The organism is Fructilactobacillus sp. X8R2C1 (genome assembly GCF_059900955.1).
Map to the genome: position 1 here is coordinate 74,754 of NZ_JBWXVI010000002.1, position 22,395 is coordinate 97,148.

The window sequence follows — 22,395 nt, forward strand, 5'->3', positions numbered from 1 at the left end:
GAGGATCCATATTTGCTTTCTTCAAAGTATAATTGGGAGCTAAAACAAAATAATCTTAACCAAGATGCTGTTAATCAACTAGCTAATGATTTGGGACTTGAACCGTTAGTTGTTAGCTTACTGTTTGAACGTGGTTATGATAATGTCGATAAGATTCAACATTACTTAAACCCGGATACTAGTGACTTAAACGATCCCTTTTTAATGCATGATATGCAAAAAGCGGTTGAACGGATTGAATTGGCAGTTAAAAACGGTGAACAAATTACCGTTTATGGGGATTATGATGCTGACGGACTTACTAGTACCGCCATTTTATATGAAACGCTAGTCGAGATGGGAGCGGAAGTTCGTTATTATATTCCTAATCGGTTTAAAGATGGATACGGTCCAAATGTGAAGGCCTTTCAAAAAATTATTGATAGTGGAACTTCGTTAATTGTTACTGTTGATAATGGAGTTGCCGGCTTTGATGCAATTGAGGAAGCTAATAAATTGAGTTGTGATGTGATTATTACCGATCATCACGAATTACCAGAAAAGTTGCCAAACGCCTATGCAATCGTTCACGCTCAGTTGGGCGATCCTAAATATCCGTTTCAGTATCTTTCTGGAGCTGGAGTATCTTTTAAGTTGGCGACGGCATTAATGGATGAAATTCCTCAAGATAAACTAGATTTAGCCGCAATCGGAACGGTTGCTGACTTAGTATCGTTAACTGGAGAGAATCGGGCACTCGTTCAGTTTGGATTAAATGTCATTCACTTGACGGTGCGACCTGGATTAAAAGCCCTTATTAAACGATCTGGAATTGATTTGGAAAAAGTTGATGAACAAGATATTGGGTTTAACATTGCTCCTAGATTAAATGCACTTGGACGGATGGGTGACGCCAATATGGGCGTTGATCTGCTTACTACGGTTGACGACGAGCAAGCTAATGAACTAGCTAAGAAGACTGAGCAAAAAAATGATCAGAGGAAGTTACTGGTTAGTTCAATTACGGACGAGGCAATCGCTCAAGCTGATTCACCTGAGAATAAGAAGAGAGAAACCCTTTTAATTGTGGGAAAGGATTGGCATACTGGAGTTTTAGGTATTGCAGCTAGTCGAGTTAAAGATAAATTTCATAAGCCGACGGTTGTTGTCAGTGTTGATGACCAAAATAAGATCGCCAAGGGATCCGGAAGAAGTGTCAAAGGATTTGATCTTTTTAAAGCCTTAGATAGTGAACGCGATCTGATGGATGCATTTGGTGGACATGCGATGGCAGTTGGATTAACGGTTCCAGCTGATAATTTAAAAACACTAGCTGAGCGGTTTGAACGGTCAGCAGCAAAACAGCAGGTTGATTTATCACAAAAGCCAACTTTAAAAATTGATTTTAAAGTTACTCCAGATGAAATTGATCAAAAGTTATTTCAACAAATTCAAACTTTGAGTCCATTTGGGACTGATAATGAATGCCCCCGATTTGATGTTGATCCGATTGCTTTAACTAATGTTCAGGCAATTGGGAAAGCCCATGATCACCTTAAATTTCAAGCTGTTGGCAATCATTCACGGATTTCTGCAATTGACTTTGGGATGGGTGATGTTGCTACTGAAGTTTCTAAATTGTCAGCTAATATTAACGTAGCAGCAACCTTGAATGAAAATGAGTGGAAGGGTCGTACTAATCTTCAGTTGATGGTTGATGATCTTAAAGTTGACGGAACCGTTGTTATTGACAAACGGACCACTACCTTAACTAAGTCAATGTTTGTAAATGAGGGAACGTATATTTTCTTTCATCGTAACTTGTATCAACAATTAAAATCATATGTTGGTAAAAATTCTAAAGCTATGCTTGCTTCGGATGTTAAAAAAGATATTACGAATGGGGTAGTTTATCTTGTTGATTGTCCTGAAACACTTGGTGAATTAAAAAGCGTTGTTAATCATTTCCAAAATCCTGAAATTATATTGTATTTATATAAAAAGAATCATATTTTAAATTTAGGGATGCCAGAACGTTCACAGTATGCTAAACTATTTAAGTTCGTTGAAACTAATAAAAATGTGCAAATTTCAAAGAATGTTGGTGAGGTTGCAAACCATTTGCAGGTTTCAACCAATATTCTGGTTTTCATGTTGCAGGTATTTAATGAACTGGGATTTATCACCATTCGGGATGGAATTTTGAATGGTATCAGTAATCCAAACAAGCAAAGCTTGTCAACTTCTCCCACATACCAATTGCGAGAAGAGCAATTAAAGGTAGAAGATGCTCTTTTTAACGTTTCCCCAAGTGATTTGGTGAAAATAATTAATAAGATTGGGAACTGATAATAAGAAAGGAAGTATTTTTTATGGTCCTTAATTTAAAGGATTATGTAGCAAGTTATCCTAATTTTCCAGAGCCAGGTGTAACTTTTCGAGATATTTCTCCATTACTAGAAAGTGGCGAAGCATATCGTCAAGCTACTGACGAAATTGTCAACTATGCTAAGGGCAAGAACATTGATATGATTGTTGGTCCCGAAGCGCGTGGTTTTATTGTGGGATGTCCCGTTGCCTATGAACTTGGAATTGGTTTTGCTCCTGCAAGAAAAAAAGGGAAGTTACCTGGCAAGACTGTCAAAGCTACATATGGCTTGGAATACGGTCAGTCATCGCTTTATTTGCATGATGATGCGATTAAACCAGGTCAGAGAGTTCTTGTGACTGATGATTTGCTAGCTACAGGTGGTACCATTGAAGCTACCATTGAGTTGGTCAAGGATCTCGGTGGAGTAGTAGTTGGAACGGCTTTTATTGTCGAATTAATGGACTTAAAGGGTCGCGATAAGATTAAAGACTATGATATTCTCAGTCTGATTAAATATGATTAAGCTTTAAATTGAACACACTTCTCAAGTTGATTGTCGTTTCTTTTACGATTATACTTAAGTGGTGTTAATTATGGCGAGTTGGCAGAGTGGTAATGCACCGGACTCGAAATCCGGCGAACCGGTTTATAGCCGGCGCGCAGGTTCAAATCCTGTACTCGCCTTTATAAGTAGTATTACAAAACAAAAAGACTACCAAAATTACAAGTTTTGATAGTCTTTTTGTGTTATTGAGCTTTTATAATTCAGATTGCATCCGGATTGCTTTTCCAATGATTTTGCCTGGATTATCTTTATTCAAGATAATCGGTGGGTACTCCTTATTATCAGGAACTAAGACGGTTTGGTCTTTTTGAGTACTAATCCTTTTAAGAGTAGCTTCGTCGTTATCGTTTAATAGGACAGCGGCAATTTCACCATTCTCCACCTCTGGTTGATAATGGATTAAAACGTACGATCCGTTTTGAATGGTAGGAGCCATTGAATCTCCGTCACATTTTAACCAGAAATTCTCACCACTTGGCAGTCCCTCCTTTAGAGTTGGAAAGTACGCGGTAACGTTCTGTTCAGCAAAGATTGGTTTTCCGCAAGCAATGCTGCCAATAAGAGGAAGATCAATTGTCTCATTAGTTTTTGATTTAGCACTTGTACTATCATTGTGATAGTTAAGTTGATTAGTATTTCCTAATAGGTAATCGATCGACACTCCAAGTACTTTGGCGACTTTTCCAAGGCTTTTTGTACTAGGAGTTTTCTTGTTCCAAGTATAAATATTGTTAATCCCAATCCCAGCCTTCTGGGCCACTAACTGAAGTGACCATCCACGCATTCTTGAAAGTCTCTTTATTCGTTCAATTGTTGTCAAAATTGTTTCTCCTTTTCTGAAATTGGTGGTTAAAAAAGTTATTTCAAATAATAGAGAAAATCATTGACATTTTATTTTATATGATTGATAATTAATTTAGTTAAGTAATTGATCAGTCAGTCCAGAATAATATCAATGGTTAAAAGTATCTAAACTAGTTCCCACGAAGAAAATAGTTTAAATACAGTCCATTATTTTCATCATATTTACATTTTATTCCAAAGGATAGACATAGTCAATAACTTAATTAATAAATTGTGAAAGGAGGGATCGATAATGGCTAACGTTGAATTGGAACGTAATGCTCAAAGAGTATTTAAAAAGATCAAAGTTGCTTTAATTAACAAGGACTTGACTCAAGTTGATATGTCAAAAATTGTTGATGTCTCACCAGTTGAATTAAATCGGGCAATTCATGGTGAGATGAGTCCTAAATCTCAAAGAATTAGGAAGCAAATTTTTAAGTACCTAGATATCAAAGTTTCGTAATCTTCATTTGTTATCCGTGTGATAAAAGAGCAATGAGATAAACTAAATGTATTAATACTACTTGTTTTCACGTTTGTAATTAGTATTAGTATGTGTAGTGATAATAAGGCCTAGATCAGTTGCAGTAGTTGATCTAGGCCTTTGTCGTCTAATAATTAGTTTGTTTAGTTTCATCAACTGACAATTGTTTTACTAATTGGTCAATCTGATTACGGACGTTTCTAAAAGTTTCGATTACTTCCGGTTTGGATCCCTTCGCTTGTGCTGGATCCTTAAGTGGCCAGTGAATTTTCGTAACCGATTCTGGAGTAACCGGACACTTGTCCTTAGCATCTCCGCAAAGCGTAACGATTAAATCACACTTAACTAAATAACTTTTATCAATTAGCTTGGATGTGTTGTGAGAAATATCAATTCCACGTTCTTTCATCACCTTAACCGCAACTGGATTTAAACCATGAGTTTTTACTCCCGCACTTTTTATTTGCCAGTTTTGCGGGAAATATTTTTTGGCAAATCCTTCCGCCATTTGGCTTCGGCACGAGTTTCCCGTACACAAAAAATAAATTTTTTTCATTTTAATTCATCCCTTAATAATTTATACGTCATGATACCAAAAGATGATGACTATGGATACTATTAGTAACTTATCTTATCGGTTATTAATTGCTTAACTTATGGGTAGTTCAATCAAATTGTGTGCAAATAATTTATTAAATATTGAACATTTTGTAGTCTCATTAGGTAATTGCGTGGTACTATAAAAATGTTCATAGAGAACGACAATTTAAAAATTGAAGGAGGAAGCAGATATGAAAGTAGCTGTAATTGGATCATCTCATGGTGGATTCGAAGCTGTCAGAGGAGTTTTAAAGGATTTTCCTGATGCTGACATCGAATGGTACGAAAAGGGAGACTTTGTATCTTTTCTATCTTGTGGAATTGAATTATATCTTCAAAACGTCGTAAAAGATGTTAACTCTGTAAGTTATGCAACTCCAGAAGGCATGGAAAAATTAGGTGTAAATGTCCACATTAATACTGAAATCACTGATATTGATCCTGAAGCTCACACGCTAACCGCTTTAAACGTTAACGATGGTAAAGAGAGCACTAAAAAATATGATAAATTAATTTTAAGTGTTGGTGCTAATCCATTCCAACTTCCAGTTCCAGGGAAGGAATTAGGTAATATCTACGCAATGCGTGGACGTGATTGGGCCATTAAATTGAAGGAAGCTGAAGTTACTCCAGGTATCAACAACGTCACGGTTGTTGGTTGTGGATACATTGGGATTGAAGCAGCTGAATCATTCGCTAAAGCTGGCAAGCACGTTACCTTAGTTGATACTGGTAAAACCATTCTTCCTACTTACTTGGATCCAGAGTTTACTAAAATTCTTGAAGCTGAGCTTAAAAAGAATGGCGTAAAATTGTCATTGAACCAAAGTGTTAAAGAATACGTTGGTGATGATGATGAAAACGTTTCTTCAGTTATTTCAACTAATGGTGACCAATGGGATGCTGATCTAGTGATTGAAACTGCCGGAATTCGTCCTGCTACCGATTGGCTTAAAGGTAAAGTTGATCTTGACGAAAAGGGCATGATCAAGACCGATGAATATCAAAGAACCAATCAACCTGATATTTTTGCCGTTGGTGATTCTACCGAGGTTACTTTCGCACCCACTGGCAAGAAGCAAATCATTGCTTTAGCTTCTAACGCTAGACGTCAAGGTCGCTCAGCTGCCATGAACCTGAACAATGAGAAGCGTAAGACTACTGAAGTTTCTGGTTCATCAGCACTTCATGTTTTTGATTACAAGTTTGCATCAACTGGATTTAAGGACGTTACTGCTGAAAAAGCTGGCGTTGACGTTGAATCCGTCTTTGTTGTTGACACTGCGGTTCCTCCGTTTGTTCATGATGATAAGTTGAACGCAGAAGTCTACTTCAAGTTAACTTTTGATCCAAAGACTCGTGAAGTTGAGGGTGCTCAAATCATGTCGAAACGAGATGTAACTGCTAATATCAATACCATTTCATTAGCAATTCAACAACACATGACCGTTGATGATTTGGCATATGCTGACTTCTTCTTCCAACCAGGCTTTGACCGTCCATGGAATATCATGAACGTTGCAGCTCAAAAAGCACAAGATAAGTTAGATCACAAATAAAAACAAAGGGTCCGTTGACTTAATCAACAGACCCTTTTTATTACATACTTTTTGCTACTAGAATATCACCATTTGACAATTTGAACGTTTTATCAAAACCATTTAGATAAATGGTAGTACCTCGTTCTGGAAAATCTTCACTTGTCTTAGGAAGAAATTCAATTTCAAGTGAATGGCCATCTGGAGCCAGATTATCTAAGGTAGTTAATTTCATGACGTACTGATTGTCATCGTTAACTTTAATGGTTTTAGTATCTGAATTTCCAGGTGCTGGAAATGTTAAAGTAATCCGTTTCATATCATCCCTTCTTTCGTAGTTATTATACTACCAATTAATTTTTGGTATTGGTACGAATCTAGTAGTAAGAGAAGTGCTAACATATAAAATAAATCTTAAAGAAAATGGTGAAGCGATAATGAAATTTTATACTTCTGATAATGTGGAATTAGACTATGATGATGAGGGAAATAAAAGCAATCAACCCGTGATGATTCTTACCGGAATTGGGGGCTATAAAGAGATTTGGACCCTTACTGTCCAAAAATTAGTCGAAAGCGGTTTTAGGGTTATTAACGTGGATGCTAGAAATCAGGGGATGTCTGAGCGTACTAGTAAGGATGAACGAATGTCGCGCCATGCGATGGATTTATATGAGATTCAGAAGGAACTAAAATTAAAAGAACCAATCTTGCTTGGGAATTCAATGGGAGCTGCAACCATGTTTGCGTACGTTTCTTTGTTTACTGATAAGGGAATTAAGGCCATTGTAGACGTTGATCAGAGTCCTAAGATGATTGCGGATCGGTCATGGCCATACGGATTTAAGGCTTTAGACTGGAGTAATTTTCCTGAACTTTTGAAGCAGCCATTTGGACGTTCGACTTATAGTAAAATTAATGATCTTTTATATAGTAAGATTCAATCGTTAAAACAGAAGTATCCATATGACGCCGACTTAAACTATTCGTTGTTAGTGGATCATGCTTTTCAAGATTGGCGTGACATTTTGAGTGATTTGAAGGTTCCATTGATGATTATAGCGGGAAGAAAATCACCATTTTTTGATTATCACTTTGCAAAAGTTGCAGCTGGGATGGCTCATAATGGTCATTATCAGATTGTTGAAGATGCGGGGCATATTATTATGGCTGAACAGCCAGATGTGTTTAACGATATTTTGTTGAAGTTTGTGAAAAGAATATAATAAATCACAATGGTAAGAAATATCATCGTGTGAATTATTAGACTTAACCTTTTAATAGCGGTCTCACTTTAATGAGGTCGTTTTTTATTTGGGTTTGTTAAAGAGTGTTAACTTGGTTGACTTTACGCACTTTGGTTAATATAATCACAATGTAAGCGGATATGAGCAATCGTGTCTGCGTGAAAATAAAAACAATTGGAGGGGTTTACGTGGCTGATAATATTTATTCCATTCATGAAAAGCACACGGGAATGCTAGAAATGGAATCAGAATTTCCTGTAAAAAACCGTGAAGAACTTAGTGAGGCTTACACACCTGGTGTTGCTAAGATTTCCAAGGCCATTGAAAAAGACCCTAGTTTAAAGGACAAGTACACAATGAGTGGAAAGTTGCTTGCTGTTGTTACTGATGGTTCAGCAGTTCTAGGATTAGGTAACATCGGACCAGCTGCAGGGCTTCCGGTTGTTGAAGGGAAGGCTTTGTTATATAAAGACTTGGCCAATGTTAATGCGTTACCAGTTGCCATTGATCAGGAAGATGCCAAGAAAATGGCCACTCACATTAAAAGTATTCAAGATACCTTTGCTGGGATCCATTTGGAGGACATTGCGGCACCAAAATGCTTTGAGTTAGAGGATATCTTGAGTAAAACATTAGATATTCCGGTCTATCATGACGACCAAGAGGGAACTGCTATTGTAGTTTTGGCCGGATTAATCAACGCTAGTAAAGTAGTTGGTAAAGAGTTGAAAGATTTAAAGATCGTCGTCAATGGGGTTGGAGCATCTGGTGTCGCTACTGCCTCGTTGCTGGAGCATGTTGGCATTAAAAATATTACTTTGGTTGATATCGATGGCGTGGTTAAGCCAGATAGTGAGAACTATAATTCATATCAAACTGGACTTGCCCAATCCTTGAACGGAAAAGAAGGACAAACTCTGGATGATGTAATTGATGATCAGGATGTTTTTATCGGTCTGTCAGATGCTAATGTTTTAAGTACTAGTCAAGTTAAAAGAATGGCAAAGGATCCGATTGTCTTTGCGCTTGCTAATCCAGTTCCGGAAATTCTTCCACAAGACGCTAAAGCTGGTGGTGCTAAAGTGATTGCGACTGGATCTAGTAAGTATCCAAATCAAGTTAATAATATTTTGGTTTTCCCAGGTCTGTTCAAAGGACTTTTAAAGAGTGGAATTAAAAAGGTTACATACCAAATTGAGGAAGTCGTTGCTGACGCGTTAGCCAGCATGATTCCTGATCCTACTCCAGATAAAATTGTCCCTGGGGTTTTTGATGAAAATGTTGTTAAAACAGTCACAAATTCAATTATAAAATATGGTGAAAAAGGATAAGAGGTGCAATTATGGCAATATTTATTACATCAATCCAGAGTGTGCTAGCGATTGTAATTATGATTGCAGTTGGTTATGTAACACAAGGACTTGGATGGTTTAAAGAATCATTTTCCGGTTCAATCTCAAAGATTATTATGAAAGTTGCTTTACCATGTTCTATTTTTGTGGCAATGCTTAAATATTTTCATCCAGAACAACTAGCTAATTTGTCAACTGGATTAATCTATGTTGTGCTTGCTATCCTTTTAGGCTACGTTATTTCATGGATTGAAGTTAAGTTATTTAGAGTTAAAAAGGGTCGAAGAGGACTGATGATGACCGGTATTAACGGTGCTAATACCGTTTTTATTGGAATGCCCTTAAACGTTGCTTTATTTGGTGAGATATCAGTCCCTTATTTACTTGTTTACTATATTGTAAATACGATCATTATTTGGACTTTAGGTGTTTGGGTAATTGCTGCAGACGATCCAACCGCTAAAGATGGTTCCAAAGCTAAATTTGATTGGCACCATTTGATTCCGGCTCCATTATGGGGATTCATTGTTGCCATTCCATTTTTGTATATTCCATGGCTTCAGGAACATTTATTGGTTAATTTTGTCCAAACAACCTTAACTGATTTGGGGGCACTGGTTACCCCACTTGCATTAATCTATATTGGAATTATGTTGAGATCATTTGGTCTTAGAAACATGCATTTTGATAAAGATGTCATTTTGACTTTAGCAGGCCGTTTCGTGATTTCACCATTAGTCATGGCTGCAATTATTTTTGTTGGGTTCAAACTCGGAGCATCAATGGTTCCAACCTTCTCCAAGACTTTGATTGTTCAAGCTGCTACGCCTTCACTTGCAGTTCTGCCAATTTTGGCACAAACTTATCATGGTGATGTTAAGTTTGCTACAAACGTGGTTGTATCTACCTCAGTCCTCTTTATCATCGTAATTCCGATTATTATGTTAATCATGGGTTAGTAGAAACGGGAGATTATTGAGGATATGAATATTGAGACTAGAGAAATTAATTTAGAGGTTCCTGACCAATTTAATCAGTGGAGAGATTTTTTGAAATCACTTGGCATCGCCAATTTTTCTGGTGATGAGGTTGATCCCTTAGATTATACCGTTGGACTTTTTGATGGGAATAAATTAGTTGGTACTGGTTCATATTCTGGAAACATTTTGAAGTACATTGGTGTTTGTCATAAGTACACTGAAAATGGGGTTTATTTTAACAAGGTAATTTCGAATCTTTTAACAAGTTTGGGACAACGTGGAGTCTTTCATGTCTTTGTCTTTACAAAGCCAATGTATGCGGAAAGTTTCGAACACGTTGGGTTTAAGGAACTCGTTCAAAGTGATGATGCGGCCTTTTTAGAGACCGGTGATTATAGTATTACTGATTATCTTAAAAGTCTGCCTAAAGTTAATAAAACTGATAATAATGCCGGGATTGTCATGAATGCTAATCCTTTTACCGATGGTCATAGATATTTGGTTGAAAAAGCGTCAGAAGTTAGTGATAACGTTTACGTATTTGTTGTAAGTACTGATAAATCACTGTTTACGTCACAAGAACGATTAAAACTTGTTCAAGAGGGCGTTTCTGACTTAAAGAATGTGATGGTTGTTCCGGGTGGCGATTACTTAGTAAGTTATGCCACTTTTCCTTCGTATTTTTTGGGGGCGCAAGCAGACAAGGTGCGGTATCAGACAACCATTGATGCATTAATCTTTAAAGATTGGATTGCCAAAGATCTTGGCATTAACGTTCGGTTTCTTGGAACGGAGCCAAATTCCAAAACGACCTCAATCTATAATCAAATTTTAGAAAAGGTTCTCCCGCCTGAAGTCAAAGTTAAAGTTATTAAACGAGATCAGGATGAAGCCGGAAAAGTGATTTCGGCCAGAACGGTTCGGATGGCCATTAAGAATGGTGAGTTAACATCAATTAAAGGGATTGTCCCAAAAACAACTTACGAGTTTATTACCAAACATATGGATTCGTTACAGGAAAGAATTAAGAAGGGAATGAAGATCAATGGGAATTAATAAAACGGCAATGGATGGAACGCTGGAATCTTCTGACATTCAGATCACAGTCAGTAAGGGTACTAACGGAATCCAAATTAATCTTGAATCTGATGTTAAGAAACGGTTTGGTGATGATATTATTGCTACCATTAAGGAAGTTGTTAACAAGTTTGAATTAGATAATGTCAATATTAAGGCAGTTGACCAGGGAGCTTTAGATTGTGTAATTAAAGCTCGAACGATTACCGCAATTCAACGGGCCATGGGCGACAGCGAACAACCAGCATGGGAGGCACTATAATGGCTGAAAATGGTGAACGACTCAGAAGAACGATGATGTTTGTTCCAGGTAACAATCCAGGGATGATCAAAGATGCTGGGATCTATGGCGCCGATTCAATTATGTTTGATCTTGAAGACTCAGTTTCGTTAGCGGAAAAAGATTCTGCAAGAAACTTAGTTTATGAGGCTTTAAAAACGGTTGATTATGGTGATGCAGAATTAGTTGTTAGAACTAATGGACTTGACACTGACTTCTTTGAAGCTGACGTCAAAATGATGGTTAAGGCTGGCATCGATGTCATTAGAATTCCTAAAACTGAAAGTGCGGCAATGGTTGAAGAGATGGAGAGTCTAGTTGTTGACGCTGAAAAGGAGTTCAACATTCCAGTTGGAACCACTCATTTAATGGCCGCAATTGAGAGCGCTGAAGGTGTCATGAATGTACTTGAGATTGCTAAAGCCTCTGATCGTATGATTGGGATTGCTTTATCGGCGGAAGATTACACAACGGATTTAAAAACACACCGTTATCCAAATGGTTTAGAACTACAGTTTGCTAGAAATATGATTTTAAATGCAGCTAGAGCCGCTGGCATCGCCGCTTTTGATACGGTTTACACCGATGTGGATAATGTGAAGGGATTCTTGGCAGAAACCGAGTATATTCATGAATTGGGCTACGACGGAAAATCAGTTATTAATCCACGCCAAATTCCTTTAGTTAACCAAGTATATGCTCCAAGTGAAGAAGAAATTAAGAACGCCGAGAATGTACTTGCTGCGATTGAAAAAGCAAGAAAAGCTGGCTCAGGAGTCATCTCAATGAACGGACAGATGGTTGATAGACCAGTTGCACTCAGAGCTGAAAGAGTTATGAAACTAGCTAAAGCTTCTGGCTTGATTGATAAGGAGGGTCATTACATTGGAAAATAAAATAGGTCGTAATTTACCCGATAAATTAATGAATGAACTGCACTTTAAACCATTTGAAACCACTAGGATTGGTAACCCGGTCTTTCAAAGAACGGCTCCTAAAGTCCAGGTTCAAGATGGACATGATAAATTAAAGGATGGTTTAAAGCAGGTTGTTAAAGATAACGTGAGGGATGGGATGACCATCTCATTTCATCACCATTTACGTAATGGTGATTACATCTTTAATCTTGTGATGAAGGCGATCATGGACCTTGGAATTAAAGATCTAACTTTAGCACCTTCTTCACTGACCGGCGTAATGAATGATATGGCAATTAAAGCCATCAAGAATGGAACCGTTGCTAACATCACCACATCCGGAATGCGTGGTTCATTGGGTGACGAAGTTTCTCATGGAATTCTTAAAAATCCAGTGATTTTCAGATCCCATGGAGGCCGTGCTCGTGCCATTGAAAACGGTGATATCAAAATCGATGTTGCCTTTTTAGGGGTTCCTAATTCTGACTGTTGTGGTAATGCTAACGGGATGGAAGGTCCAGCTGCATTTGGTTCACTAGGGTATGCGTTAATGGACGCAGCTTATGCTAATAAAGTGGTTTTATTAACTGATAATGTGGTGGACTATCCCAACACCCCTGCCTCAATTCGACAAACACAAGTCGATTATGTCGTTAAGGTGGATAAAGTTGGTGATCCTAATAAAATTGGCTCTGGCGCTACTCGGTTCACTAAGGATCCAAAAGATTTGACCATCGCTAGAGCGGTCAATCAAGTGATTGTTAATTCACCGTACTTTAAAGATGGCTTCTCATTTCAGACTGGTTCTGGTGGAGCTGCCCTTGCTGTTACTCGTTACTTAAGACAAGCAATGCTTGATAATCATCTTCATGCCTCGTTTGGTTTGGGTGGAATTACTAAACCAATGGTTGATTTGCTTGAAGAGGGATTAGTTGATAAGTTAATGGATGTTCAAGACTTTGATAAAGCCGCTGCTGATTCAATGAAGAACAACAAAAACCAACAGGAAATTGATGCGTCATGGTATGCTGATCCTGATAATAAAGGATCAATGGTCGCTCAGTTAGACATTGCGGTTTTAAGTGCCTTGGAAATTGATACTGATTTTAACGTTAACGTGTTAACTGGTTCTGATGGCGTAATTAGAGGAGCGGTTGGTGGACATCAGGATGCTGCTACATCTAAGATGACAATCATCTGTGCTCCACTGGTACGAGGTCGCATTCCAACGGTGGTAGATCATATTAGTACAGCTGTTACTCCAGGGCAATCGATTGATGTCTTAGTAACCGAATTTGGAATCGCCGTTAATCCTAATCGTCCAGACCTGATTAAGCAATTTAAGGATGTTCCGAGTTTGCATGTATACAGCATCCAAGAATTAGCTGAAAAAGCTGAAAAGATCGTCGGCAAAGAAGAACCACTGAAGTATACTGATAAGACGGTTGGATTGGTTGAGTATCGGGATGGAACGATCATTGATTCAATTCGACAAGTAAAAGATTAATTTTAAAGACGGTGCTATCTGTAAGGCAGATGGAGCCGTTTTTTTAAGGAGTTTGATAAGTTGGAAGATAATATTTTTTTAACTGGGAAAGTGCAGGGGATCCCAGCTGTACTTGCTAACAAAGACAGACGGGCACACATACAGGCTCAATTAAAGGAGCAGTATCCAAGGGATACGATTGTGTCAATCAAGTTAAATATTCCGGGTCCCATCAAGAACAACCCACAAATCATGAACTTATTTGATGTTGGCTATAAGCGATTCTTTAAAACGCAGTTGTACAATATGAAAATTATCGATAAAATGGGGTGGAACACTGATGCGGGAAAAGAACGGTTTTTGGTGGTTGATGGTGATGGGCTTGTTTTGAAGAAACGAGCAATTCATTTTGAAGATCATGATCGTTTAGGACGTTTGTTTGATATTGACGTAATGGATCATAATCATTCTCATTACTCCCGGACTGATGTCAAAATGAGACCCAGAAGATGTCTGATTTGTGATCGAAATGCTAAAGAATGCGCTAGGAATCGTACTCATTCCGTGTCTGATTTGCAACGAAAAATTAGCGAGATATATTTTAGGAATGTCGGATATGAATAATGCGGTAATGGATTGGAAAGTTAAAATTTGTCAAAAAAATAAAACCGTTAACGCTGTGATGGAATCAATGTTAGATGAAGTTGTTTCTAATCCAAAACCAGGATTGGTTGATCCAGTTTCTCATAAATCACATCCTGATATGGATGTCTTTACGTTCATTGACAGCATTATTACAATGCGTCCTTATTTTGAAACCGCTTTTTTACGAGGACAAAATTTTTTAAGTGATGACTTAAGTCAATTATTGAAGTTGATTCGACCTGATGGAATTAAAGCTGAAAAAAACATGTTTAGGGAGACTAACGGTGTCAATACCCATAAGGGTGCAATCTTCGTAATGGGAATTATTGTTGCAGCACTAGGCTATCTTTCTCAGTCCAAAGCTTCCTTTACACTTGGAGATATAATTAATGTAGAAAAAGCTATGACTGCTGGAATCGTTAAATCAGACTTTTCGCAGGTGAGAAGAAAATCTGCTAGCAAATTAACCGCTGGTGAGCACCAATTTTTAGAATATGGGATGACAGGAATTCGTGGAGAAGCCGAGGCTGGATTCAAAACTGTGACAGGTCATGGCTTGCCAGCTTTGGTCGCTTTTAATGGAAATAAAAATGAAAAGATTCTTCGGGCGTTACTTAACATTGTTGCTCATAGTCAAGATAGTAATTTGATTAAACGTGCTGGATCGCCTGAAATCGTTGAAAAGGTACACAGGCAGGTTACTTCAATTTTAAACACTGAAGCTTTTAATTCCGCTCTAATTAAAGAACAACTGGAAAAAATGTGTGAAAACTTTGATAATCAAGATTTAAGCTTAGGTGGTTCAGCTGATTTATTAATTTTAACCATCTTTTTTGGTAAGATAACTGATCATTTTTAAACATGAGTGACGTTTAGAAAATTAAATTGAAAATGGAGTGGTATTAGTGAAAGTTGGAATTGATAAAATTGGCTTTTATACCCCATCTTATTTTATTGATATGGTGGATTTAGCCAAAGCACGTGATGAAGATCCAAACAAGTATTTAATTGGGATCGGGCAAACTCAACAAGCTGTCATTCCCTCCACCCAAGATTCTGTTACGTTGGCAGCCAATGCTTCGAACCAAATTGTAAGTCAAGAAAATCGAGATAAGATTGATTTAATTATTTTTGGATCAGAAAGTGGAATTGATAACTCTAAGTCGGGAGCAATTTATGTTCAAAACCTGTTAAAACTGAGTTCACACGCACGAGCATTTGAAATTAAACAAGCCTGCTATGGAGCAACTGCAGGATTACAGATGGCTAAAGACTATGTTCACTTGCATCCCGATAAGCAGGCTTTAGTGGTTGGATCTGATATTGCTAGATACGGAGTTCAAACTGCTGGCGAGGTTACACAAGGTGGTGGAGCAGTTGCCATGACGGTGTCGAGTAACCCACGTATTATGACTATAAGCGATGATAGTAGTGTTTATTCTCAAGACATTATGGATTTTTGGCGGCCAATCGGAAAGACTGAGGCCCTTGTGGATGGACACTACTCAAATGATATTTATGAAAAATTTTTTAATGAAACCGTTCATGATTATTTAAAAAGACATGGTCTTACTTTTAATGATTTAAAGGCAATTGTTTTTCATTTACCTTACACTAAGATGGGGTTAAAAGCATTACGCCAAGTTCTTCCTGAAATTTCAGTTAGGGAACAGGAGAAATTGTTAAGAGAATTTGAGGCTAGTAGGGTTTACAGTAAACGAGTTGGTAATTTGTATACTGGATCATTATATTTAAGTCTTCTTTCACTTCTGGATAATTCTTCAGATTTAAAGGTAGGAGACCAAGTTGGCGTGTTTAGTTATGGTTCTGGGGCTCAGGGCGAGTTTTATACCGGAATATTACAAGATAACTTTAGAGATCAAAAGCGAAAACAGTTAATGAATGAGCTGTTAGACAGTCGAAAGAAATTATCAATTGAAGAGTATGAACAAATATTCAATGGTTTGCCTAGTCTTTTGGATGATAATTATGAATTGGATCTAAGTAATGATCCTGCTAAATTTGTCTTTTCTGGTGTTAAAGAAGGTAAACGTCAGTATTTAAATCAAGAAAAAAACCATTCACTTTGAAGTGAATGGTTTTTATTTAATGCCGATTCGATATAAACCGACAACTTTACCTAAGATGACTACGTTTTTTAAAATAATTGGTGCCATGTCATCATTTTCGGGTTGGAGTCTGAAATGGTCACTTTCTTTAAAGAATCGTTTGCAGGTGGCTTCGTTTTCGTCGTTCATGGCGATAACAATATCACCATTTTCAGCGGTATTTTGGCGTTTTACAATTACCTGATCACCGTCTAAAATTCCGATATTGATCATACTTGTACCACTAATGGTAAGCATGAAGAGTGAATCAGAACTTCGTTGGAGTGCGGTTGGAATCGGGAAATAATCAGTTGCGTCTTGAACCGCAAGAATTGGTTCTCCGGCAGCAACGGTTCCAAGTAAAGGCATCTCGTCCGGCTTTGATTCTTGAGAAACACCAAGATAGTTCATTCCATCAGAAGTAACTTCAAGGGCGCGCGGCTTAGTTGGATCCTTGATGATATAGCCCTTCTTTTCCAAACGAGCGAGATGACCATGGACCGTTGAAGTTGACGATAATCCAACGTGTTCTCCGATTTCTCGAACGGTTGGTGGGTATCCTTGATCACGAACTTGTTTCCAAATGTATTCGAGAATATCATGTTGTTTTGTTTGTGATGCTTGCGACATAAGGCACCTCTGTGCTTTCTAATTGGTTTTTAGCTAAAATAAGAATACCACAAAAACGGAATTTTGCAAACGTTTGTTCGTGTACAAATCCTTGTTTTCACGCTTTATTTCGTGATATTATGATATCAGATGAAGGGAGAGGTTAACATGGCTGAAGATAAAGAATTAGAAAAACTCATTCCAAGAATTAACGAATTATCTAAAAAATCAAAAAACGAAGGTTTATCTGAAGAAGAAAAAGAAGAACAGAAGAAGTTACGAAAAGAGTACTTAGATCGTTTCAAGGCTAATTTTAAAAGTCAGATTGAAATGACTAAGGTCTATGATAAAAAAGGGAACGAAATTACTTCAGACAAAGTCAAGGAATCTCAGCGAAAGAAAAATTTGCGAGACGATTGATTCCAATCTTTTCAAAACCTTGCTAATTGTGTAAAATAATAATAAAAGGCTTGAAGGGAGGTCAATGATTTGTCTACATGGATCTGGATTTTAATAGTGATTTTGGCTTTACTAGCTGGTGCACTAATTGGCTTCTTCGGTGCTCGTAAGTACATGGAAAAGTATTTGAAGGATAATCCACCAATCAACCAGGAACAACTTAAAGCGATGATGCTTCAGATGGGACAAAAGCCATCACAAAAGAAACTTAACCAAATGATGAACGCAATGAAACATCATCAAAATTAAAAAAACGTCGAATTACTTCGACGTTTTTTTATTATGCGGTTTTGATTCATCAATGTACACGTAGTTGGGATTAATTTCATCATCGAGCTTGTCAAAGGCGGCTTGCATTTGATTTTCAATTAATTTTTGATTCTTATCATCCAATCTTTCTTTTTTGTTGATATAAATTGGATCACCAAAGTTAATTGAAACTTTCTGGCGTTTGAAAACTTCTTTGAGGGTCAATGGCCCCTGATAAACAACTGGTACCAGGGGCACTCCAGCTAGTTGGGCAATCAGTGCTGCACCGCCCTTGAGTTTTTTGGAATGCCTCGTACCAGACGGGAACATCATGAGTGATAGATTGGTTTTTCTCAGTGTTCTAACTGGAATTTTAATTGCTGAAATTCCTGGATTTGAACGATCAACCGAAAATACGTTGACGTGCCGCAAAAACCATCCCAGCATTGGATTTTTGAATAGTTCTTTTTTAGCCATGAAACACAACTGTTTAGGGCGAATTACCGTTGCAATTAGAATCATATCAAACCAACTCCGGTGGGGAGCAATTAACACGTAATTTCCGTCTGGGATACGATTCTTGTGCATCACATTCATTGGTCCATTTATAATTCTTAAAATGAATTGGCCAACTGTAAATAAAAACGAGTACCACAAAAGATTTTAAGCTCCTTTTTTTAAGATGTATAATTTAATAGTATATTATTAACGGTAAAAGTGACAAGTTAAATTTAAAAAATGGTGGTGAACTAGGTGAACTTGATTGGTGATGAACGAATTGACCAACTCTACAGTCAGGACATTAAAGTCATTCAAAGTCCAAGTGTGTTTTCATTTTCTTTGGATGCCGTAATGCTTGCTAATTTTGCTCAGCCTAAGATCAATAAGAATAGTCTTTTGGTTGATTTATGTGCTGGTAATGGTGCCGTTGGTTTGTTTTTAAGCAAAAAAACACATGGTAAGATTGCCGAAGTCGAGATTCAATCACGTCTAAGTGATATGGCAACTAGGAGTGTTCAACTGAACGGCTTAGAGGATCAGATATCCGTTTATAATGATGATTTAGCTAATGCTACCACAATTTTTGGCAAAGATGAGGTTGATACTATTACGGTTAACCCTCCGTATTTTTCAAATCTTCCGACTAGTAAAAAAAATCCGAATGAATATTTAGCGATTGCAAGACACGAAGTAAAAACTAATTTGAAAAGCGTTATTAAAACTAGTAGTGAGCTTTTAAAAACTGGTGGGAAACTTTACATGGTTTATCGTCCTGATCGCCTACATGAATTAATGAACTTAATGACTAACTTTCGACTAGCAATGAAGCAAATTCAATTTATTTACCCTAAAGAGGGAAAGAATTCTAACATGATTTTGGTATCTGCAATTAAAGATGGAAAAAATGCTGGTTTAAAAGTTGATTACCCGATTACGGTTTATGACCATGGTAGTTATTCAAAAGAGGTTAAAAAGATGTTGTATGGAAAGTAAAAGTTACTATATGTATGTCTTACTTTGTTGTGACGGGACGTTTTACGGTGGGTTTACCGATGACGTTTATCGTAGATTAGCGGTTCATCAAGCTGGGAAAGGGGCCAAATATACTAAAACTAGGCGACCTTTAAAGCTACTGTACTACGAAAAATTTAATGATAAAAGGAGTGCCATGAAAGCAGAATACGCTTTTAAGCATCAAACTCGGAGAAAAAAAGAATTTTTTCTAATTAGCCATGGAATTGACTCGACTCTTTGGGGTAATTAGTGGTTGGGTGTTATAATTATGGTGAAAAGAAAAGGGGGACTAAGTTATGAAAATCATTGCATATGGAATTAGAGACGATGAACGACCATACTTAGAACAATGGGATAAAGCTCATCCAGACATTGAAGTAAAAGCAGAATCAAAATTATTGGATAATGACACTGTCGACGAAGCAAAGGGATTTGATGGTGTGGTTGCATACCAGCAAAAGCCTTATACTGCTGATATTTTAGACAAATTAGCTAGTTTTGGCATTAAATCACTTTCACTTCGAAACGTCGGGGTGGATAATGTTGATGCCGACGCTGTTAAACGTGATGGCATTAATGTCACTAACGTTCCAGCTTATTCACCAGCTGCTATTGCTGAATTAGCGGTTACAGAAATGATGCGGTTACTTCGTCATACTAAAAAGTTTGAAGATAAGGAACGCCATGGTAACATGACCTGGGCTCCAGATATTGCTGACGAAATGAACAAACAAACCGTTGGTGTCTATGCTACTGGAAGAATCGGACGCCAAGTTGTTAAAATCCTTCAAGGTTTTGGTGCCAAAGTGATTGCTTATGACCCTTATCCAAACCCTGAGCTCAAAAAAGAGGGAATTTACGTTGATACCCCTGAAGAATTGTATGCAAATTCTGATATTATAACGCTTCATGCCCCAGCATTAAAAGAAAATGATCATATGATTAATGATGATTCAATTGCGCAAATGAAAGATGGAATCAAAATTATCAATGCTGCCCGTGGAAGTTTGATTGATACTGATGCTTTGATTCGTGGCCTTGACAGTGGCAAGATCTCAGGAGCTGCTCTTGATGTGTACGAAAACGAAGTGGGTATTTTCAATGTTGATTTTGGAAGTTTTGATAAGATCCCAGATGACAGATTGAAGAACTTGATGAAACGGGATAATGTTTTAATCACTCCACACATTGCATTTTACACGAAGCCTGCGGTTAAAAACATGGTTCAAATTGCACTCGATTCAAACGTTCAATTGATTAAAAACGGTAAGTCCGATAACTCAGTTGAAGTTAAATAGGAACTCAAAATAAAAAGTGCACTTCATATGAAGTGCGCTTTTTATTTTGATAGAGCCTTTAAAAGTTCACAAAGCTCATTTTGAGAAGTTACCGTTTGATCTGGGACAAAGTTTGTTTCTGGGACGGATCGTTTGCGGTGATTGAACCAAAAGGCATGCCAACCAGCTCGCTTGGCTGAAATGATGTCACCAGTAAATGAATCGCCAATGTAAGCTACTTCGGATGGTCTGACATCTAATCTATGATTCATAACGGTAAAAATTTTAGGATCCGGTTTTAACATGCCAACTGACTCTGAAGCAATGATGTAATTAGGATCAATGTAATCATCTAATCCAAGGATCTTTAGTTCGTTATTTAAGAATTGACTGGATCCGTTAGCAATAATTCCAATTTTTAAATCATTTGACAACATTTGGATTGTCTTTAAAAGATCGTGATAAGATGAAATTTCTTTAATACAAGTTAGATAGTTTTTCTTAAAATGTTTAATTTCTTCTTTATCCGGATCAAGATCGTTAACACCATTTTTGATGTTTTGATAAACTAGTTCATTTTGCTTGTAAGTCCCAGACATTATATTGGAATAAACTAAGGGACTTTGAATTTGAAAATTTTTAAATGAAGTAGCTGAGTCAATAATTGGATGATTAGGGAACGTCTTAAAAAAGGCCTCTTCTGAAACCCGCTTTTGATCATACAATGTGTCGTCGACGTCAAATACGACAGCTTTTATCATTTAAACTCCTCCTCAGATAAATAAAACCGTAACACATTTTTAATATTATACGCAAGATTTGATTAAATCTCAAAATATTATTGTTATTTACGTTGATATTTTGTATACTAATCCTTGGTGTTAATTACCAATACACACCTAGAAGGTTTTGTAAGGCGGTGCTCATTTGAGTTCCTTGCATAATTCTAGGGAGGAAAAAACTTTTATATGGAGGCTAATTATGGCTGTAGTTACAATGAAACAATTACTTGAGGCTGGTGTTCATTTCGGTCACCAAACTCGTCGTTGGAATCCTAAGATGAAGAAATACATTTTTACTGAACGTAATGGTATTTATATCATCGATTTACAAAAGACGGTTAAGTGCATTGACCGTGCTTACAACTTTATGAAGGATGAAGCAGCAAATGATGCTGTAATTCTTTTTGTTGGTACTAAGAAACAAGCTCAAGATTCAATTGAAGAAGAAGCAAAACGTGCTGGTGTTTACTACGTTAACCATCGTTGGTTAGGTGGTACTCTTACCAACTGGAACACGATTCAAAAACGAATTAAGTACTTGAAGAAACTTAAAAAGATGGCTCAAGATGGCACTTTTGAACGTTTACCAAAGAAGGAAGTTGCTTTGCTTAAGAAGCAAACCGACAAACTTGAAAGATTCTTAGGCGGTATCGAAGATATGCCTAAGATTCCGGATGTAATGTTCATCGTTGATCCACATAAGGAACAAATTGCTTTGCATGAAGCTCAAAAGCTCAATATTCCGGTTGTAGCAATGGTAGATACTAATACTGATCCTGATGGAATTGATTATGTTATTCCTTCTAATGATGATGCAATTCGTGCCATCAGATTGATTACTTCAACAATGGCTGATGCTATTATTGAGGGTAAACAGGGTGAAGATGAAGTTAGCGAAAAAGATTTTGATAAAAATGCTGACCAAAAAGATGAAAAATCCGAAGAAACTAAATAATTAAAGTGATAGGCTGACTTTTGTTTAGACCCTTTTGGCCTAATTTAAGTCAGTTTTTTATTAAAACAAAGGAG

General features: G+C 37.2%; 26 protein-coding genes and 1 tRNA gene. 21 read left to right on the top strand and 6 right to left on the bottom strand.

The window, feature by feature from the left end; translation table 11 throughout:
• Positions 1-12 precede the first annotated feature (12 nt).
• The 3 genes from recJ to AC6UD6_RS02520 all read left to right on the top strand — a co-directional run bounded on the left by recJ (position 13) and on the right by AC6UD6_RS02520 (position 3,034).
• Entirely contained in the window at positions 13-2,328 is a 2,316-nt protein-coding gene (recJ, locus tag AC6UD6_RS02510) for a single-stranded-DNA-specific exonuclease RecJ (RefSeq protein WP_500695561.1), read from the top strand.
• A gap of 23 nt (positions 2,329-2,351) precedes the next feature.
• Positions 2,352-2,873, top strand: a complete 522-nt coding sequence (locus AC6UD6_RS02515) for an adenine phosphoribosyltransferase (protein WP_500695562.1) — start codon at positions 2,352-2,354, stop codon at positions 2,871-2,873.
• Between the two features lie 72 nt (positions 2,874-2,945).
• Positions 2,946-3,034: transfer RNA gene (locus tag AC6UD6_RS02520), tRNA-Ser, on the top strand.
• 74 nt (positions 3,035-3,108) lie between these two features.
• Here the strand turns inward: AC6UD6_RS02520 and AC6UD6_RS02525 are convergent.
• Complete coding sequence (locus AC6UD6_RS02525; RefSeq protein ID WP_500695563.1) at positions 3,109-3,735, bottom strand: helix-turn-helix domain-containing protein; 627 nt, start codon at positions 3,733-3,735, stop codon at positions 3,109-3,111.
• A 276-nt stretch (positions 3,736-4,011) separates the two neighbouring features.
• On the opposite strand from AC6UD6_RS02525, the gene AC6UD6_RS02530 reads away from it, so the two are divergent.
• Positions 4,012-4,224 (top strand): helix-turn-helix domain-containing protein, encoded by a 213-nt coding sequence (locus AC6UD6_RS02530; RefSeq protein WP_500693872.1) that lies wholly within the window; start codon positions 4,012-4,014, stop codon positions 4,222-4,224.
• A gap of 148 nt (positions 4,225-4,372) precedes the next feature.
• Here the strand turns inward: AC6UD6_RS02530 and arsC are convergent, their stop codons facing one another.
• A complete protein-coding gene (arsC, locus tag AC6UD6_RS02535; protein WP_500695564.1) occupies positions 4,373-4,801 on the bottom strand; it encodes an arsenate reductase (thioredoxin) in 429 nt (142 codons plus the stop codon).
• A 235-nt stretch (positions 4,802-5,036) separates the two neighbouring features.
• On the opposite strand from arsC, the gene AC6UD6_RS02540 reads away from it, so the two are divergent.
• Positions 5,037-6,404 carry an FAD-dependent oxidoreductase gene (locus tag AC6UD6_RS02540; protein WP_500695565.1) on the top strand — a complete coding sequence of 456 codons (1,368 nt, stop codon included), beginning with the start codon at positions 5,037-5,039 and terminating at the stop codon, positions 6,402-6,404.
• 40 nt (positions 6,405-6,444) lie between these two features.
• Here AC6UD6_RS02540 and AC6UD6_RS02545 read toward each other — a convergent pair whose 3' ends face one another.
• Entirely contained in the window at positions 6,445-6,702 is a 258-nt protein-coding gene (locus AC6UD6_RS02545) for a hypothetical protein (RefSeq protein WP_500693870.1), read from the bottom strand.
• Between the two features lie 118 nt (positions 6,703-6,820).
• On the opposite strand from AC6UD6_RS02545, the gene AC6UD6_RS02550 reads away from it, so the two are divergent.
• From AC6UD6_RS02550 to AC6UD6_RS02595, 10 genes are all read left to right on the top strand, one after another.
• The gene (locus AC6UD6_RS02550) at positions 6,821-7,609 is read left to right on the top strand and encodes an alpha/beta fold hydrolase (RefSeq protein WP_500695566.1); all 789 of its coding nucleotides are present in this window, start codon (positions 6,821-6,823) and stop codon (positions 7,607-7,609) included.
• Between the two features lie 161 nt (positions 7,610-7,770).
• Entirely contained in the window at positions 7,771-8,961 is a 1,191-nt protein-coding gene (locus AC6UD6_RS02555; RefSeq protein ID WP_500695567.1) for an NAD(P)-dependent malic enzyme, read from the top strand.
• Between the two features lie 11 nt (positions 8,962-8,972).
• A complete protein-coding gene (locus AC6UD6_RS02560; protein ID WP_500693867.1) occupies positions 8,973-9,941 on the top strand; it encodes an AEC family transporter in 969 nt (322 codons plus the stop codon).
• A 24-nt stretch (positions 9,942-9,965) separates the two neighbouring features.
• Positions 9,966-11,018, top strand: coding sequence for a [citrate (pro-3S)-lyase] ligase (gene citC, locus AC6UD6_RS02565; protein ID WP_500695568.1), 1,053 nt, complete (start codon positions 9,966-9,968; stop codon positions 11,016-11,018).
• Positions 11,008-11,301 (top strand): citrate lyase acyl carrier protein, encoded by a 294-nt coding sequence (citD, locus tag AC6UD6_RS02570; protein WP_500693865.1) that lies wholly within the window; start codon positions 11,008-11,010, stop codon positions 11,299-11,301. The genes citC and citD overlap by 11 nt, the downstream gene beginning before the upstream one ends.
• Positions 11,301-12,215 (top strand): citrate (pro-3S)-lyase subunit beta, encoded by a 915-nt coding sequence (gene citE, locus AC6UD6_RS02575; protein ID WP_500693864.1) that lies wholly within the window; start codon positions 11,301-11,303, stop codon positions 12,213-12,215. The genes citD and citE overlap by 1 nt, the downstream gene beginning before the upstream one ends.
• Positions 12,205-13,743 (top strand): citrate lyase subunit alpha, encoded by a 1,539-nt coding sequence (gene citF / locus AC6UD6_RS02580; RefSeq protein WP_500695569.1) that lies wholly within the window; start codon positions 12,205-12,207, stop codon positions 13,741-13,743. Before citE ends, citF begins: the two co-directional genes overlap by 11 nt.
• 60 nt (positions 13,744-13,803) lie before the next feature.
• Positions 13,804-14,346, top strand: coding sequence for a citrate lyase holo-[acyl-carrier protein] synthase (citX, locus tag AC6UD6_RS02585; RefSeq protein WP_500693863.1), 543 nt, complete (start codon positions 13,804-13,806; stop codon positions 14,344-14,346).
• A complete protein-coding gene (gene citG / locus AC6UD6_RS02590; RefSeq protein ID WP_500695570.1) occupies positions 14,339-15,226 on the top strand; it encodes a triphosphoribosyl-dephospho-CoA synthase CitG in 888 nt (295 codons plus the stop codon). The genes citX and citG overlap by 8 nt, the downstream gene beginning before the upstream one ends.
• A 46-nt stretch (positions 15,227-15,272) precedes the next feature.
• Positions 15,273-16,457: a hydroxymethylglutaryl-CoA synthase gene (locus AC6UD6_RS02595; RefSeq protein WP_500695571.1), complete on the top strand. Its 1,185-nt coding sequence runs from the start codon at positions 15,273-15,275 to the stop codon at positions 16,455-16,457.
• Between the two features lie 12 nt (positions 16,458-16,469).
• Here the strand turns inward: AC6UD6_RS02595 and lexA are convergent, their stop codons facing one another.
• Positions 16,470-17,105, bottom strand: coding sequence for a transcriptional repressor LexA (lexA, locus tag AC6UD6_RS02600; protein WP_500695572.1), 636 nt, complete (start codon positions 17,103-17,105; stop codon positions 16,470-16,472).
• A 147-nt stretch (positions 17,106-17,252) separates the two neighbouring features.
• Here lexA and AC6UD6_RS02605 point away from each other — a divergent pair, with 147 nt between their 5' ends.
• Positions 17,253-17,504, top strand: a complete 252-nt coding sequence (locus tag AC6UD6_RS02605) for a DUF896 domain-containing protein (RefSeq protein ID WP_500693859.1) — start codon at positions 17,253-17,255, stop codon at positions 17,502-17,504.
• Between the two features lie 69 nt (positions 17,505-17,573).
• A complete protein-coding gene (locus AC6UD6_RS02610; RefSeq protein WP_500693858.1) occupies positions 17,574-17,792 on the top strand; it encodes a YneF family protein in 219 nt (72 codons plus the stop codon).
• Positions 17,793-17,804: 12 nt separating this feature from the next.
• Here the strand turns inward: AC6UD6_RS02610 and AC6UD6_RS02615 are convergent, their stop codons facing one another.
• On the bottom strand, positions 17,805-18,449 hold the full coding sequence (locus AC6UD6_RS02615; protein ID WP_500693857.1) for a lysophospholipid acyltransferase family protein: 645 nt from the start codon (positions 18,447-18,449) through the stop codon (positions 17,805-17,807).
• Positions 18,450-18,545: 96 nt separating this feature from the next.
• Between AC6UD6_RS02615 and AC6UD6_RS02620 the strand changes: the two genes are divergently transcribed.
• From AC6UD6_RS02620 to AC6UD6_RS02630, 3 genes are read left to right on the top strand one after another with little or no spacing between them, the layout of a single operon-like run.
• Positions 18,546-19,286: a tRNA1(Val) (adenine(37)-N6)-methyltransferase gene (locus AC6UD6_RS02620; RefSeq protein ID WP_500693856.1), complete on the top strand. Its 741-nt coding sequence runs from the start codon at positions 18,546-18,548 to the stop codon at positions 19,284-19,286.
• Positions 19,276-19,557 carry a GIY-YIG nuclease family protein gene (locus tag AC6UD6_RS02625; RefSeq protein WP_500693855.1) on the top strand — a complete coding sequence of 94 codons (282 nt, stop codon included), beginning with the start codon at positions 19,276-19,278 and terminating at the stop codon, positions 19,555-19,557. Before AC6UD6_RS02620 ends, AC6UD6_RS02625 begins: the two co-directional genes overlap by 11 nt.
• A 46-nt stretch (positions 19,558-19,603) precedes the next feature.
• Positions 19,604-20,605, top strand: a complete 1,002-nt coding sequence (locus AC6UD6_RS02630; RefSeq protein WP_500693854.1) for a D-2-hydroxyacid dehydrogenase — start codon at positions 19,604-19,606, stop codon at positions 20,603-20,605.
• 41 nt (positions 20,606-20,646) lie between these two features.
• Here the strand turns inward: AC6UD6_RS02630 and AC6UD6_RS02635 are convergent, their stop codons facing one another.
• A complete protein-coding gene (locus AC6UD6_RS02635; protein ID WP_500693853.1) occupies positions 20,647-21,345 on the bottom strand; it encodes an HAD family hydrolase in 699 nt (232 codons plus the stop codon).
• Between the two features lie 220 nt (positions 21,346-21,565).
• Between AC6UD6_RS02635 and rpsB the strand changes: the two genes are divergently transcribed.
• Entirely contained in the window at positions 21,566-22,321 is a 756-nt protein-coding gene (rpsB, locus tag AC6UD6_RS02640; protein ID WP_500693852.1) for a 30S ribosomal protein S2, read from the top strand.
• Positions 22,322-22,395 lie beyond the last annotated feature (74 nt).